Origin of the sequence: Pollutimonas nitritireducens (assembly GCF_002849615.1) — a bacterium.
GTDB lineage: Bacteria > Pseudomonadota > Gammaproteobacteria > Burkholderiales > Burkholderiaceae_B > Pollutimonas > Pollutimonas nitritireducens.
Map to the genome: position 1 here is coordinate 52,944 of NZ_PDNV01000001.1, position 13,290 is coordinate 66,233.

Annotated in this window: 14 protein-coding genes and 1 pseudogene; 2 read left to right on the top strand and 13 right to left on the bottom strand. The window is 58.8% G+C overall.

The window, feature by feature from the left end:
* The first annotated feature begins 282 nt into the window (after positions 1 to 282).
* On the top strand, positions 283 to 1,251 hold the full coding sequence (locus CR155_RS00235; protein WP_102068005.1) for a Bug family tripartite tricarboxylate transporter substrate binding protein: 969 nt from the start codon (positions 283 to 285) through the stop codon (positions 1,249 to 1,251).
* A gap of 257 nt (positions 1,252 to 1,508) precedes the next feature.
* Here the strand turns inward: CR155_RS00235 and CR155_RS00245 are convergent.
* Positions 1,509 to 1,745: pseudogene (locus CR155_RS00245) on the bottom strand (transposase); the annotation flags it as partial.
* 239 nt (positions 1,746 to 1,984) lie between these two features.
* Here CR155_RS00245 and CR155_RS00250 point away from each other — a divergent pair.
* Positions 1,985 to 2,599: an ABC transporter ATP-binding protein gene (locus tag CR155_RS00250; protein ID WP_102068396.1), complete on the top strand. Its 615-nt coding sequence runs from the start codon at positions 1,985 to 1,987 to the stop codon at positions 2,597 to 2,599.
* Positions 2,600 to 2,697: 98 nt separating this feature from the next.
* Here CR155_RS00250 and CR155_RS00255 read toward each other — a convergent pair whose 3' ends face one another.
* The 12 genes from CR155_RS00255 to CR155_RS00315 all read right to left on the bottom strand — a co-directional run bounded on the left by CR155_RS00255 (position 2,698) and on the right by CR155_RS00315 (position 13,250).
* Entirely contained in the window at positions 2,698 to 3,108 is a 411-nt protein-coding gene (locus CR155_RS00255) for a MarR family winged helix-turn-helix transcriptional regulator (RefSeq protein ID WP_102068006.1), read from the bottom strand.
* A 170-nt stretch (positions 3,109 to 3,278) separates the two neighbouring features.
* On the bottom strand, positions 3,279 to 3,662 hold the full coding sequence (locus CR155_RS00260; protein WP_102068007.1) for a DMT family transporter: 384 nt from the start codon (positions 3,660 to 3,662) through the stop codon (positions 3,279 to 3,281).
* Positions 3,662 to 3,982: a DMT family transporter gene (locus tag CR155_RS00265; RefSeq protein WP_102068008.1), complete on the bottom strand. Its 321-nt coding sequence runs from the start codon at positions 3,980 to 3,982 to the stop codon at positions 3,662 to 3,664. The genes CR155_RS00260 and CR155_RS00265 overlap by 1 nt, the downstream gene beginning before the upstream one ends.
* Before the next feature lie 870 nt (positions 3,983 to 4,852).
* Positions 4,853 to 5,617: an IclR family transcriptional regulator gene (locus CR155_RS00275; RefSeq protein WP_102068010.1), complete on the bottom strand. Its 765-nt coding sequence runs from the start codon at positions 5,615 to 5,617 to the stop codon at positions 4,853 to 4,855.
* 45 nt (positions 5,618 to 5,662) lie between these two features.
* Positions 5,663 to 6,610: an NAD(P)H-dependent flavin oxidoreductase gene (locus CR155_RS00280; RefSeq protein ID WP_102068011.1), complete on the bottom strand. Its 948-nt coding sequence runs from the start codon at positions 6,608 to 6,610 to the stop codon at positions 5,663 to 5,665.
* 82 nt (positions 6,611 to 6,692) lie between these two features.
* The gene (locus CR155_RS00285; RefSeq protein WP_102068012.1) at positions 6,693 to 7,205 is read right to left on the bottom strand and encodes a MaoC/PaaZ C-terminal domain-containing protein; all 513 of its coding nucleotides are present in this window, start codon (positions 7,203 to 7,205) and stop codon (positions 6,693 to 6,695) included.
* A gap of 69 nt (positions 7,206 to 7,274) precedes the next feature.
* Positions 7,275 to 8,873, bottom strand: a complete 1,599-nt coding sequence (locus tag CR155_RS00290) for an AMP-binding protein (protein ID WP_102068013.1) — start codon at positions 8,871 to 8,873, stop codon at positions 7,275 to 7,277.
* A gap of 2 nt (positions 8,874 to 8,875) precedes the next feature.
* Positions 8,876 to 9,589: an ABC transporter ATP-binding protein gene (locus CR155_RS00295; RefSeq protein WP_102068014.1), complete on the bottom strand. Its 714-nt coding sequence runs from the start codon at positions 9,587 to 9,589 to the stop codon at positions 8,876 to 8,878.
* Positions 9,586 to 10,347 carry an ABC transporter ATP-binding protein gene (locus tag CR155_RS00300; protein WP_102068015.1) on the bottom strand — a complete coding sequence of 254 codons (762 nt, stop codon included), beginning with the start codon at positions 10,345 to 10,347 and terminating at the stop codon, positions 9,586 to 9,588. The genes CR155_RS00295 and CR155_RS00300 overlap by 4 nt, the downstream gene beginning before the upstream one ends.
* The gene (locus CR155_RS00305; protein WP_102068016.1) at positions 10,344 to 11,228 is read right to left on the bottom strand and encodes a branched-chain amino acid ABC transporter permease; all 885 of its coding nucleotides are present in this window, start codon (positions 11,226 to 11,228) and stop codon (positions 10,344 to 10,346) included. Before CR155_RS00305 ends, CR155_RS00300 begins: the two co-directional genes overlap by 4 nt.
* Before the next feature lie 12 nt (positions 11,229 to 11,240).
* The gene (locus CR155_RS00310) at positions 11,241 to 12,113 is read right to left on the bottom strand and encodes a branched-chain amino acid ABC transporter permease (RefSeq protein ID WP_102068017.1); all 873 of its coding nucleotides are present in this window, start codon (positions 12,111 to 12,113) and stop codon (positions 11,241 to 11,243) included.
* A 9-nt stretch (positions 12,114 to 12,122) separates the two neighbouring features.
* Positions 12,123 to 13,250, bottom strand: a complete 1,128-nt coding sequence (locus CR155_RS00315) for an ABC transporter substrate-binding protein (RefSeq protein ID WP_102068018.1) — start codon at positions 13,248 to 13,250, stop codon at positions 12,123 to 12,125.
* Positions 13,251 to 13,290: the final 40 nt, after the last annotated feature.

Consider the following 13,290-nt stretch of genomic DNA (forward strand, 5'->3'; position numbering starts at 1 on the left):
ATTGTGGTGGGTTTTCTAGAGCCTGAGCATAGGCAGATTGGGAGCTCGTATCGTATTGTCGAAATAAATCGCGGATTAATCAGCAGGCCGTTTGTCTTTTGATCGCGCATTTCCATTATATGGAAACTTCACATAGACTCGCGCCGCAGCATGAGCCATTTACGCCCAGCTTATCTAGAATAAATAAGACCCACGGACGGTCCTGTCTTTGGCTCATCTCGGGGTAGAGTCGGCATCTCTCTGTCAGGACTCGACTTAGCTAAATAACCCACGGAGGCAAAATTGACTTTCAAGCACTTGAAGTTGCTACTCACCATGGCGACAGCTTTTTTTTCGACTAACTCGTTCGCGGCGGACTATCCTTCCAGGCCGATCACTATCATCGTTCCTTACGGCGCTAGCGGCCCCACGGATTTATTTGCGCGGCAAATTGCCACCGACCTTGGCACGGAATTGAACCAAAGCATAGTTGTCCAGAATTTGGCGGGAGCAGGCGGCAACATCGGCATGCAGCACTTGGAACGCGCCGCTTCCGATGGTTACACTCTGGGCGTCATCAGTGCCGCTCAAGCCGGAAACATGACGTATAACAAGACTCCCGGCTATGACCTGGACAAAAATTTCAAATTGGTTTCAGTACTCGGCGTCGTACCTTGCGTTTTTCTCGCGCACCCCGACTTCAAGGTAGAGAACATGGCTGACTTGATCGATTTTGCGCGCAACCACCCCGGCGGACTCGAGTACGGCGCCGGCGGCTGGGGCGGATCAACGCAGCTATCCGGATCAATCCTGGAAAAAATGGCGGGAGTCAAGCTGAATTACATTAACTATAAGAGCAGCGGCGATGCCTACAACGACCTTAGCGGCGGCCACATTCGCCTTGCAGTTGCCGACCTCGGTGGCGGGATGCGCCTGATCAAATCAGGGCGCGCTATTCCGCTCGCAGTCACCAGCCCAGAGCGCTCCGAATATTTGCCTAATGTTCCCACAGTCGCAGAGACCTTACCCGGTTACCAATCCGTCGGCTGGTATGCGCTCGTCGTATCCAGTAAAGCCCCGCCCGAAGTCGTTGCAAAATTAAGACAGTCTGCCGAAAAAGCGCTGGCTCGCGTAGCCGGAAAAGATCAATTGGAAAAATTCGGTGCGAACCGTTCCGATATGACTACGTCGCAGAAAGATGCTTTTCTGACCAATGAAGTCGACCGCTGGAGAACGGTAATCCAGGAAGCAGGCATCTTGCCCGTAGACTGACTCGGCAAACTGAGTGGTGTCGGGTGATGCGCCATGAGTAATCCGACACCCCAAGCACGCCTAGGGCCAACGGCTCGTGCCTGGGTTCGCCAGCACCTGGCCGTTGGCTATGGTCATCCCTTTTTTGTTGGGTTACGCGCCAGATAGTATTTGAGAGGTCGTCGACAACGATGAGTGCGACGCCCGGATCCACCGTTACGCCAACCGGGCGACCCCGAGTCGTGCCATCACTATCGCGAAAACCCGCGACAAAATCCACCGGCGGCCCACACTGTGGTGGCCGGGCGAATACCGACGGCGTAAATCATGCCCAATTCGGTAATGCCATCGCGAAAGGCGGTTTCATCGCCATAACCGGCGTCGGCCAGCACCACGCCCAGGGGAGTGGCGCACGAGACGGCCTGATGCTGGCGGGCTACGCCCCCCGAGTGTTTACCCTTCTTGGGAAAGCCCGTATCGTCGATGATCCAGTAGCAACCGCTATCCAAGCCCAGCCAGGGCATGACCACTCCCGCACGTCAGCCATCACGGTTCAGACAAATGAGCGACGTACTGACTGAACTCTTTGGCGAGCTCCATCATGCTTCCGACCAGAATTTACGACGTCGATATCCAAGTTTTATGACATAGTAGGAAAAGGTGGATAGCCGCCAACCGCATCGTCAGCTTTGCCGTCGAATCAAGGTCGACATAGATCTAGCCCCGCGCTGCATTCATGCGTACACTTGCGGGCATGCTACGCATCGACAACCTCACCAAGCGCTATGGCGACCATTTCATATTCCAGGGACTGACCCATACGTTCCCGCCGGGATGTGTGGCGCTATGCGAAGAAGACAGCACCGGCAAATCCAGCTTGCTGGCCATCATTGCGGGCGTTATCGTGCCCGATGCCGGAGACGTCTGGATCGACGGGTATTCGCTGACCCTCGCGCCGCAACAAGCCAGAAGTCGCCTGGCCTATGTGCCCGACAATTGCCTGGAACTGCCTTCGCAGACGGGGCGCGGTTTGCTTGAGCAGGTCGCCTGGGAGAAGAAAGTAAAACTCGATGATGCTGTGCTCGATCTGGCCTACCGGCTGGGACTGGAACCGCATCTGGACAAGCGCTTCGAACAGATGTCGACCGGCACGCGCCGCAAAGTCTTCCTGACGGCCGCCGCGTTGGGCGAACCAGCCGTCGTCATCGCCGACGGACCCAGCAACGGGCTGGATGCGCAGGCTCGCGCCGTGCTGGCCGAACAGTTCATCGTCTGGTCGCAGGATCGCGTTGTGCTCTTCGCCAGTCACGATCCCGAACTGGTGCGGGCCTGCGGAGCACGTGCCGTCAATGTTGCCACGCTGCGCTAAACGCGGCGCGGCTAGCGTTGCTTTTGATCGGCCGGGCAGTACTCTGACCAATGCGCCATTCTGCCGTCGCAGCGTCCATGATGGTGCACTGATGCCGCCTATCTTGCGTTGATGAGTTTCACAGACACCAGCTTCTCGCAGCCGTGTTGTTTGAGGGCTGTATGCAGCGCTTCCTCGTAGTCGGGTTGCGCACTTTCCAGACGCGCTTTTCCCTTCTCGGTAAGTACCGTATAAACGCCGCGCTTGTCATCGGGACAGAGGTCGCGAACGGTGAACCCGCCACGTTCCAGGCGCTCGACCATCCGTGAAACCGAACTTTGATTCAAGCACAGATGGGCGGCAAGCTCTTGCATGCGCAGTTCGGTATCTGGTGAACGTGCCAAAATCTCGAGCGCACGATACTCTGAAAGGCCCAGTCCATGCTGGGCCTGCAGAACCTTCCCAAGTTCGCCCTCGACAGTGGCGATTACTTGAATCAGTTTGAGCCATGAATCGCTTTTCTTGGGCATAAGAGACTCGTGCTCCTCTTGAACAATCAGCTGAACATTCTATCCTCTGTATGTATGCGCATGCAATGACCCTGTCGGCAAGTGCATGAACGAAACTCCTTAAATGAACGCAGGCCTTCGGGAACCAGAAGTTTCCTGACGATAGGAGACTGCCGGTTCCTGGAGAAGGATCACGCGCGGCTTTTCTCTGACCGAAGCGTGACGCTGTCGGCAAGTTTCAACCAAACAACTCCAGCGATGATGACTGCCAGCCAGAAAACCTGCACTGCAGTAAGCGTTTGGTGCAGCAGGATACTGCCGAAGGCCGCCGCACCAACCGCGCCTATGCCTGCCCACACGGCGTAACCTATCCCGACGTCTATCGTTCGCAAGGCAACGCTCAGGAAATACAGAGTGAGCAGGAAGAAAATGACGGCGGTGATCGACCAGCTCAACACAGTAAAGGCTTTGCTGCTTCCTACGCTGAGTGCGTAGCCGATTTCGAAGGCGCCGGCCAGCAGCAACATGATCCAGGCGCGCCCACGGTCCGTGTTCCTTTCGTTTATTGCGGACATTATGCCGCCCCACTGATCTGTAGCCCGACGACGCCACCGATGACCAGGAGAATTCCGAACCCCTTTTTCCAGTTCAGCCGCTGTCCTAAGAACAACGCGCCCAGGATAACAATCCCCACCCCTGCGACAGATGTCCAGATCGCGTAGCCAATGCCCACGTCGAAGGTGAGAAGCGCGAGGCTGAGAAAGTAAGTGGCGATTACACCGCTGACGAGCGTGGTGATGGTCCACCACAATCGGGTAAATCCCTTCGCATTCCCTGCGGCGACTGCGACCGCCATCTCAAAAATCACGGCAATTCCAAGATATAACCAGCTCATGATGACTCCTTTTTGGTTGAGAGCAGATTGTGTTCAAACACCTTGTGACGAGAGACTGTCTTCGTTGCCTTCCTTGCCAGCGTCGACCTCACACTGGTCGAGCGCCTGTCGCTGTGCATCAAAGAACCCGCAACGAATGCTCATGATCCAAGCCCTCATCCCGCGTCATTGCTGAACCTTGAAGGGTTTAGCCAGCTGGCACAAGCAGTAGAAGAAATCACGGGTTCTCTCATATATTTGCATGTGCATGCATATTATAGGACGGGATGGTGGATGTCAACATAATTGCATGCACATGCAGGCATACACGTACACGTACACGTACACGTACACGTACACGTACACGTACACGTACACGTACACGTACACGTACACGTACACATACACATACACATACACATACACCTGCATGAAAATTAATGGATGCTTTAGCTGGAGATATCCAAAGACAAGGCCAGAAACCCGTACTGTCCCGTATCACCTCAATCGGAGGAGACAGGGGCCGGTGTGGGCGGGACGAAATTTGAGCGCGCCGCGTCGGCGTCCTGAGTCAGGGGAGCAAGGGTGCGCCTGTTTGAGCGGCGCGCTTACGGACAGCCAGTGGCTGTCCGTTGCCGCGAGTTCGCACCCGCCCTGACTCAGGACGCCGACGCGGGTAGTCCCCGAAGGGGACCGCAGCGATATGAAGTCCAGTCCACACCGGCCCCTGGCGCCGGCAGAAGAGACCAATCCGCCCTAACGCACATGCGGCCCCCCGATGCTACAGCACTACAGCACTACAGCACTACAGCACTACAGCACTACAGCACTATAGCCGCACAATAGCGCAACAAAAAGCAGATACAAACGATCCACATCCAGCCGAGAACTTCAAATATTCTGTTCCATGAACCGGCAAGCCACCCGCAACTTCTTCGCGTGATCTTCAAGGTTGCTCTCGATCCGGTACAACGGCCCCGCGATCGAAATCGCGTAATCATTCCCCGACACCTTCAGCGGCCACGCCAGGGCTCCCACATCCATCATCGACTCACCCAGATTCGCAAACCAGCCCCGTTCCCGCGAAGCCTCGATATCCGCCTCGATCGCCTCCAGCGTCACCAGCGTCCGCGCGTTATAGGCCTGCAACTTCCGACCGGACAGCAACTTCTTCCTCTCATCGGCACTCAACGTGGACAACAACGCCTTCCCCAGCGAATTAGCATGCATATCCTTCTGGGCACCCGCCACCGCCACATAACTGATTGGGTGCGGCGACGCCAGCACATCCAGGTACACCACCCGGTTGTTCATCAGGTCCAGCTTCGCAAACACCACCGTCTCCGACGTCGTATCGCGCAGCTCCTCCAGGCTGGGCAATACCTTCTCGAGTATCGGATCCGCCTTCGAAATACGCTGCGCCATGGCCAGCAACCGCCCCGTCGGGTAATACCCCTGGCGACGCCCAGCCTCGTACACATATCCAAGGCTGGCCAGCGTGCGCAGCAGCGCCAGGCAGCTTGAGACCGGCGCATCCAGGTGGCGCGCCAGTTCCGAGAGTGACAGGGGTTTCGTCTCGCGTGCGAACACCTCGATGATTTCGATCACCCGTAAAGCGGTCTTGACGTTGGTGTCAGGTTTTTTATCAGTGGCCACGGGATTCAGTACCGGTCATAAGGATCGGGCCAGTATACCGGCGGCTCACGCCAGTAGCTGCCGTTTCGAGGCCTCGTACTCATCCTTCAATTGCGCCACCACCTGCCTGGCTGGCAATATTGAAGTGATGTTGCCCACTCCCTGTCCGCTGCCCCAGATATCCTTCCATTTCTTGGGCTTGCTGACATCCATGCTCGCGCGGCCGCCTACGGCGAGATTGTCGGGATCCAGGCCGGCCGCGGCGATGCTGGGCTTGAGGTAATTGCCGCTGACTCCGGTGAAGAACGGCGTGTAGATAATGTCTGCCGCGGTCGCCTCCACCAGCATTTGCTTGTACTCCGGCACGGCGCTGGATTCCTCGGTGGCGATAAATCGCGTACCGATGTAGGCCAGATCGCATCCCATGGCCCGGGCGGCCAATATTGCACTGCCGTTGGTAATGCATCCCGAGAGCACCACCAGGCCGTCATACATAGCCTTCACTTCATTGACCAGTGCGAAGGGGCTCAGCGCACCCGCATGGCCGCCTGCCCCGGCACACACCAGTATCAGGCCGTCCACGCCCGCTGCCGCGGCTTTCCTGGCATGGCGTATTGTCGTGACATCGTGCAACACCAGTCCACCATATTCATGAACGCGTTCCACGACCCGCTCAGGCGAATGCAGCGATGTGATGACGATGGGCACACGATGACGAACGCAGACTTCCAGGTCGTCCTCCAGGCGGGGATTGGACTGGTGCACGATCAGGTTGACGGCATAAGGCGCCACTTTGGCACCCGGATTCTCGACGCGATACCGCGCCAGGCCGGCTTCGATTTCCACGAGCCATTGCTCGAAGACCTCCTGTGGTCGGGCATTCAAAGCCGGAAATGACCCCACAATACCGGCGCAGCACTGGGCAATGACCAAGGCGGGATTGGAAACGAGGAACATCGGCGCGCCGATGACGGGCAAGGCAAGACTTTCCTTCAGTTGTGCAGCAGTGGGCATGTGGATCCAATAGAAATGAGGTGAATGGCAGTGGTCTGACCGCGCGTCAGGCCGCGCCGCACAGATTGGTTTATGCAGGCCGCTAGGCCGACGCCGCATAATCCCCGGAAACGGCGGGCTGACCATGTTGCGATTTCCTGGCTTGGGCGCCCTCTCGGGTCAGGACCAGGACGTCGCTTTCACCCTCTTGCACCACCTCGCCACGCTGGTTGATCAGCTGGAAACGGCGGCCCAGCTTGCCGCTATTGCCGTTTTTGCCGGGCTCGATCGCCGTTATGGTCAGGCGCAGGAAAATGGTGTCATTGACCAGCAGCGGCTTCAGGAAGTTCCAGTTGCGAAACCCAAGCATGGCGATCACCGACTCGTGGAATATGCCCAGTTCGTGCAGCATGCCAGTGCTCACGGCTATTCCCAGAGCGCCGTGCACCACGCGCTCGCCATAGCGGGTGGACTTGGCGAATTCGGCGTTTGCGTGCAAGGGATTCCAGTCGCCGGACAACATGGAGAAAAACGTAAGGTCCGTTTCAGTGATGGTGCGTCCGCCGCTTTCGAAAGTCTGATCGATGGCGAAATCTTCAAGAAAGTAGCTGGTCATCTGGTGCTCCCTGATACTGTTGGTTTATGCGGGCTTCATGGCTGCAACGGTGGTGATCCCGTATACCCTTCACCCTTCCTGCGCCAGGCGCTGCATGGCCATTTCGCGAAGCTTCCCGCGTTGAATTTTTTCACCGTTGGCGCCTTGTGTGACCGGGTAGTCATCCAGGATCCATACGCGCACCGGCACTTTGAATGCCGCGAGCATCGCCGCGACACCGTCGATCAGCGCCTGCTCCTGCAACACCTTGCCCGGCTCGGCCAGGACAAAGGCCGCGCAACGCGCCTGACCATTCAGGTCCACGCCAACCACCTGCGCATTACGCACGCCGTGCTGCATTATCAGCGCGTCTTCGATTTCGACCGGGTTGACCAGGAAGCCGCCCAGGCGCAACGCGTCGCCCTGGCGAGCCTGGTAAACAAAGCGTCCGTCTTCGCAAAGATAACCGACGTCGCCAGTCGTGAAATAGCCTTCACTGTCGACGACTTTGTCCGTGGCTTCCTGATTGTTCAGATAGCCTGTGAAGTTGGTGTCCGCATGAATTTGAATGACGCCGCTGCGGCCCGCCGGCAACAGTTCCCCGGTTTCCGTATCGCGGATGCGGATGCGGGCATCGGGGCTGGCGGGCAACCCGCCCGCCATCAGGCATTGGGGCACGGGCGTGCCGCGTGGTTGCAGGGAGAACAGTGCCAGGACTTCGCTGGATCCATACAGGCCATACAGGGGAATCTGCCGGTCCCACGCCCGCCGGCCGAAGTCGTCCGTACCCGGGTGGAACGCCGCAAAGCCGAAGACGCGGGCCGAAGGGAAAGGGATTTCGCCCTTCCCATGCTGGATCAGCAGCTGGAACATCTCGTCGCTGCCGAATACATGCGTGACCTTGTGCTGGTTGACGAGGCGCGCCGCCTCGGCGCCCTCGAAGGTGTCCATCAGGACCACGGGTGCGCCAGCGGCGAAGGCGGCGAGCACGGACGCAAAGCCGAACACGCCGCATAGCGGCAATGTTGCCAGGAGGCACGCGCCGTCTTCTTCCAGGCCATAGGCTTTGGCCACGCGCTGGCTGTGCACAGCCAGGGTACGCTGAGGATGCATGACCAGCTTGGGACCGCTGGTGGTGCCCGAGGTGGTGAACAATATGCTGAGCGTATCGGCACGGCCCCTGGCAGGCAGGCTGCCATCGGGGAGATCGTCCAGCTTGAAGGCCAGGGCCGGCTTGCCTATCACGGTATCGGGCAAGGCGCCAGTGGCCGGGTTCAAGACCGCGACCCGCTTCAGGTGCTGCGTGGCTGCCGTGTCGACGCCTGCCAGGACAGCGGGAAAATCAATCTTGCGGAAATTCAGTTCCAGGACCAGCAGTCTTGCCTCGGACCGTTCCAGGATGTAGTTCAGTTCATGGGAACGGTAACGGGTATTGACGCTGACCAGTGTCGCGCCGACGTGCGCCAGACCAAAATACAGGGCCAGCCACTCGATGCGATTGACCAGCCACACCGCAACCCTGTCGCCCGGTCCTATGCCCTGCGCGTCGAGCCACACCGCGGTCTTGCGGCTCATGTCGGCGAATTGACGATAGCTGATGCGCCGATCGCCATCGATGAAGGCGATATCGTCCGGCCCTGCATGTGCGCGGTGCGCCAGCAGTTCCGGCATACTGGTAATCAGGGACATCGTCAGTACAGCTCCATGAGTTTCGCGTTATCGGCAAGTTCTTCAGGCAGCGCCTCGCGTATGATCGCGCCGGACTTCATCACGACCACGCGGTCGGAAATTTTCAGTGCTTCCTTCACGTTCTGCTCGACCAGCAATATGGACATGCCTGTGTCGCGTTGGAGTTGGCGTATGGGTTGCAATAAGTCCTGGAACAGCTTGGGTGCCAGGCCTATGGATGGCTCGTCCATCAGCAGGCAGCGCGGCCGGCTCAATAAGGCGCGACCGATGGAGGCAATCTGCTGCTGGCCGCCCGACAGGGTGCCGGCGCGTTGCTGGTAGAAGGCGTGCAAGGCAGGCAAGACCGACATGACCCAGTCCAGGCGCTCTTCGCGCAGATCTTTGGGCACGCCGGCCGCCCACAGGCCCATTTTCATGGTCTCGGCCACGGTCAATCCGGGGAATACGCCACGGCCTTCCGGGACGAGCGACAAGCCGGCGGCGGTCAAGCGGCGCGGCTCGATGTGGTTCAGCGGCTTCTCGTCCAGGTAAACCTGCCCGCCTTGACGGGGAACGAGCCCGAACAGGCATTTCAGCAAGGTGGATTTGCCCGCCCCGTTATGGCCAATCAGGCAAAGCACCTCGTTGGCGCGCAGATCAAAGCTGAAGTGATCCAGGACAGGTCGCCCACCGTAGCCGACGACCAGCCCTTCTGTGCGCAATACGGTTGTCGTCATGCCGCCTGTTCCCCGAAGTAGATGGCCGCCAGGTGCGGATCGTTAAGTACAGTGTTCGGGTCGCCGTCAGCCAGCAGCCTGCCCTGGTCCAGGAAAGCGATGCGATCTGAAATACCGATGACAATGTCCAGGTTGTGCTCGATGATGCACACGGTAACGCCGTGCCTGACCTCGGTGCGCAGCAGATCCAGGAAAAGCTCGTACGAGCCGCGATCCAGCCCCGATGCGGGTTCGTCGAGCAGCCACATTTTTGCATCGGTGGCCATGATGCGGGCCAGGCTCAGGAATTTTCGTTCGGCATAGGCCAGGTCGATGGCGCGCGTCTTGGCCTTGTCCAGCAGATGCGTGCGGGCCAGGATGTCCATGGCCCTTTCTTCGCGGGCCCGTCGCCCCGCACGTCCGCCGGGCTGCCAGATCCATGATGCCGGCTCCATCACCGTCAGTATGTTTTCCTCGACCGTCATGTGATTGAACAGGCGCAGGTCCTGGAAGCTGCGCGCGATGCCACAGCGGGCGATTTGCCAATGGGACTTGCCGACAATGGACTCACCCTGCCAGAGGATGTCGCCGCTGCTGGGCGTCAGATGGCCGGTGATCAAGTTGAACAGGGTCGTCTTGCCGGCGCCATTGGGCCCGACCAGCGTGGTGATCACCCCTGCACGCATATCGAGGGACACGTTATTGGTGACCTGCAGGCCCCCGAAATTCTTGTTCAGATTGCTGATGCGCAGCAAGACCAGGGCGTCATCCGCATTCATTTGACCACCCCATTTTTTCCGGAACCGACCAGGCCGCCAGGGCGGAAAATCATCAGCAGCACCATGGCCGTGCCGTAGGCGATCTGCTGGATCGCGCCGATTTCTGTTTGCGGCAGGAACCACATATAGCTGAACAGACTGGGCAGCAGCATCAGCAGGACCGTGCCCACGACCGGCCCCATCAGGGTGCCCGTGCCGCCTATGATCACCATGGCCATCAACAGCACCGACGTATCGAGCATGAAGCTCTCGACATTGATGAAGCCCAGGTAGAAAGCGTACAAGGCCCCGGCAACGGCGGCGAGCGCCGAGGAAATAACGACGGACAAGGTCTTGATGACAGCCACATTCTTGCCGAATGCATGGGCCGCCGACTCGCTATCGCGTATGGCCTTCAGGTTGCGTCCGAAACTGGAACGCAGCAGCGCATTCGTGATGAGTATGACGAGCACGAGACAGCCCGCGGCAAGCATCAGGAACGCCACGGGATCGCTGACCGCATGGCCGAACAGATCGGCCGGCGGAATACCGATGACGCCGCCCAGGCCGCCGGTAAAGGACTTCCATTCGGCGAAAATCGTCACGCCCAGGACTTGCAGCCCCAGCGACGCCGCCACGAAGTATTCGCCGCGCACCCGCAAGGCCGGCAGCGCCAGCACCAGCGAAAGCGCAGCCGCCACCACCATGGCGACCGGTATGGCCAAAAACAGCGACGCGCTGACATTCAAGGCAAAGTAGGCGGCGGTATATGCGCCCACGCCGAAAAATACCGCATGGGCCATGGAAAAAATCCCGGCATACCCCATGATGAAATTCAGGGTGATGGCCAGCACCGCATTGATGCAGATGAGCGTCGCTAAATTAAGCAGATAGGCAAGCATTCCTGCGGACCCTCACGTGGAAATGGCGCGGCCGAAGAAGCCGGAAGGTCGCAGCACGATGAACAGAAACAACACAATGAACGTCACCGCTTCGCTCCATTGCGGACCCAGATACATCAGGGCAAGGTTTTCGCTCATGCCCAGCAGCAGGCCGGCGCAGGCCGCACCGCGCAGGCTGCCCACCCCGCCGACGATGGTGGCCGCCAGGCTGATCAACATGACGTGATGAGCAACGGCCGGATTCAGGCCGGAACTGGCGGCACTGAGTATGGCGGCCGGCACCGCCAGTAAGGAACCCAGCGCAAACACAATGGTCGACAGGCGCCGGGGACTGAGCCCGTAGACGCGGATGAGTTCCGGATTCTCGGACAGCGCGCGCAAGCCCATGCCCACATGGGTGCGCATCAGGAACAGCTGCAAGGCGCCAAAAAATACGACGGCGCACAGAATGGCAATGCCGGAAAGGGGCGACACATACAGCCCCGGGAACAGTTCGATGCTGCGCGAAAGCGGCGTGCTGACCGACACGAAGCCACGCCCGAAGATCATGCCGACCAGGTTCTGCACGATGATGCCTACGCCCAGCGAGGCCACGAATACGGTGAAGAACGATCCCTCGTGGCGCTGTATGGGCGCATAGACCAGGCGATCGAGCAGCACGCCGAACAGGACGGCCGCCAGTGTGGCGGCCAGCACGGCCAGCAGCCAATGTACCTGTGCGACGGAGTACAAATAGTAGAAGGCGTAGGCGGCAATGGTGAAGGTAGAACCGTGCGCAAAGTGGAATACTTTGGTCGATCCGAAAATCAGCGAGAAGCCAACCGCAATCAGCGCATACAAGGCGCCCACCTGCACCCCATTGATCAGAAGCTGCAGCAAAAGCATGGCGTAGCCTTATTCGGCAACCACCGATACCACCTTGCCGCCGGCGCCATCAATTTCATTGACCTGCATCGGGCTGACCACGGTTCCGTTGTCGGCGAATGTGACCTTGCCGCCCACCAGGTCGAAGGTCTTGGTCTCGATGCGCTGGGCCAGCAGGTTCTCGCCGGTGATGGGTTTGCCCTTCTTTTGTAGTTCGTGGGCCAACAGGCCGAACAGGCGGACCGCATTGTAGTAATTCGCGATGTAGGCCGTAGGCATCTTGTCGTGTTTTTTCTTGAAATCGTCCACAAAGCGTTTCGTGACGGGATCGGTCGAGTTCCAGTCGACGTTCTGGGTGGTGTACAGCGAACCCTTTGCTTCAGGCAATGCACTCATTTCGGGGATGGAAAAAGCCGTATAGCTGACGAACTGCTGCTTGATGCCGTTATCGCGGAACTGCTTGACGATCTGTGCCTGCTGCGAACCGTAGGAGGCAATGTAGATGACATCCGGATTGGCCGCGCGCACGCGTGCCGCAATACCGCTGAACTGTTGCGCGGTGGCGGGCACCGACAAGGCCTCGATCAATTCACCGCCTGCCTGAGGCAGGCTTTCGGTGAGTTCCTTGCGGATGCCCTCGCCCAACGGATCGTCGACATAGACCAGCACGAAACGCTTCAGATTGCGTTCCTTGATCAAGTACGGCAACACGGCCTTCACTTCGAAGTTGGCCAGGGGAATGATGTTCCAGAAGTACGGCCCCAGATCGGCCAGGTCGGGTCCGACCCCGCCACCATTGATGGCAACCGTCTTGCTGCGGCTGGCTGTCGTCGAAATTGCCTTCGAAACGCCGGTGAAGGCCGAAAGCACATAGGGCACTTTGGACACGTTGACCAGTTTGTTCATGCCAATGACGCCTTGCTGCGGCAGGGCCTGGCTGTCTTCATACTGGATCTTCAAGGTGCCGTCGATAAGCTTGTCGGCGTTGATGTGCTCGGCCGCAAGGTTTGCCCCGGAACCGAAGATGTCGCCATACGTGGCATTGGGTCCGCTAAGCGGGAACAGCGCACCGATGGTGACGTCTGCCGCATGGACCGAGGCGCCCCACGCTGCAAACGAGAGTAAACCGGCCGAAAACATCCGCTTGATAACAGTCATTGCCTTCTCCACAAGATTGCGGCGGTTTCCTCACGATGAA

Coding starts and splice junctions, on each gene's coding strand:
- CR155_RS00250 (WP_102068396.1), top strand. CDS start 1,985: ATGCTACGCATCGACAACCTCACCAAGCGCTATGGCGACCATTTCATA.
- CR155_RS00255 (WP_102068006.1), bottom strand. CDS start 3,108: ATGCCCAAGAAAAGCGATTCATGGCTCAAACTGATTCAAGTAATCGCC.
- CR155_RS00260 (WP_102068007.1), bottom strand. CDS start 3,662: ATGTCCGCAATAAACGAAAGGAACACGGACCGTGGGCGCGCCTGGATC.
- CR155_RS00265 (WP_102068008.1), bottom strand. CDS start 3,982: ATGAGCTGGTTATATCTTGGAATTGCCGTGATTTTTGAGATGGCGGTC.
- CR155_RS00280 (WP_102068011.1), bottom strand. CDS start 6,610: ATGCCCACTGCTGCACAACTGAAGGAAAGTCTTGCCTTGCCCGTCATC.
- CR155_RS00285 (WP_102068012.1), bottom strand. CDS start 7,205: ATGACCAGCTACTTTCTTGAAGATTTCGCCATCGATCAGACTTTCGAA.
- CR155_RS00290 (WP_102068013.1), bottom strand. CDS start 8,873: ATGTCCCTGATTACCAGTATGCCGGAACTGCTGGCGCACCGCGCACAT.
- CR155_RS00295 (WP_102068014.1), bottom strand. CDS start 9,589: ATGACGACAACCGTATTGCGCACAGAAGGGCTGGTCGTCGGCTACGGT.
- CR155_RS00300 (WP_102068015.1), bottom strand. CDS start 10,347: ATGAATGCGGATGACGCCCTGGTCTTGCTGCGCATCAGCAATCTGAAC.
- CR155_RS00305 (WP_102068016.1), bottom strand. CDS start 11,228: ATGCTTGCCTATCTGCTTAATTTAGCGACGCTCATCTGCATCAATGCG.
- CR155_RS00310 (WP_102068017.1), bottom strand. CDS start 12,113: ATGCTTTTGCTGCAGCTTCTGATCAATGGGGTGCAGGTGGGCGCCTTG.
- CR155_RS00315 (WP_102068018.1), bottom strand. CDS start 13,250: ATGACTGTTATCAAGCGGATGTTTTCGGCCGGTTTACTCTCGTTTGCA.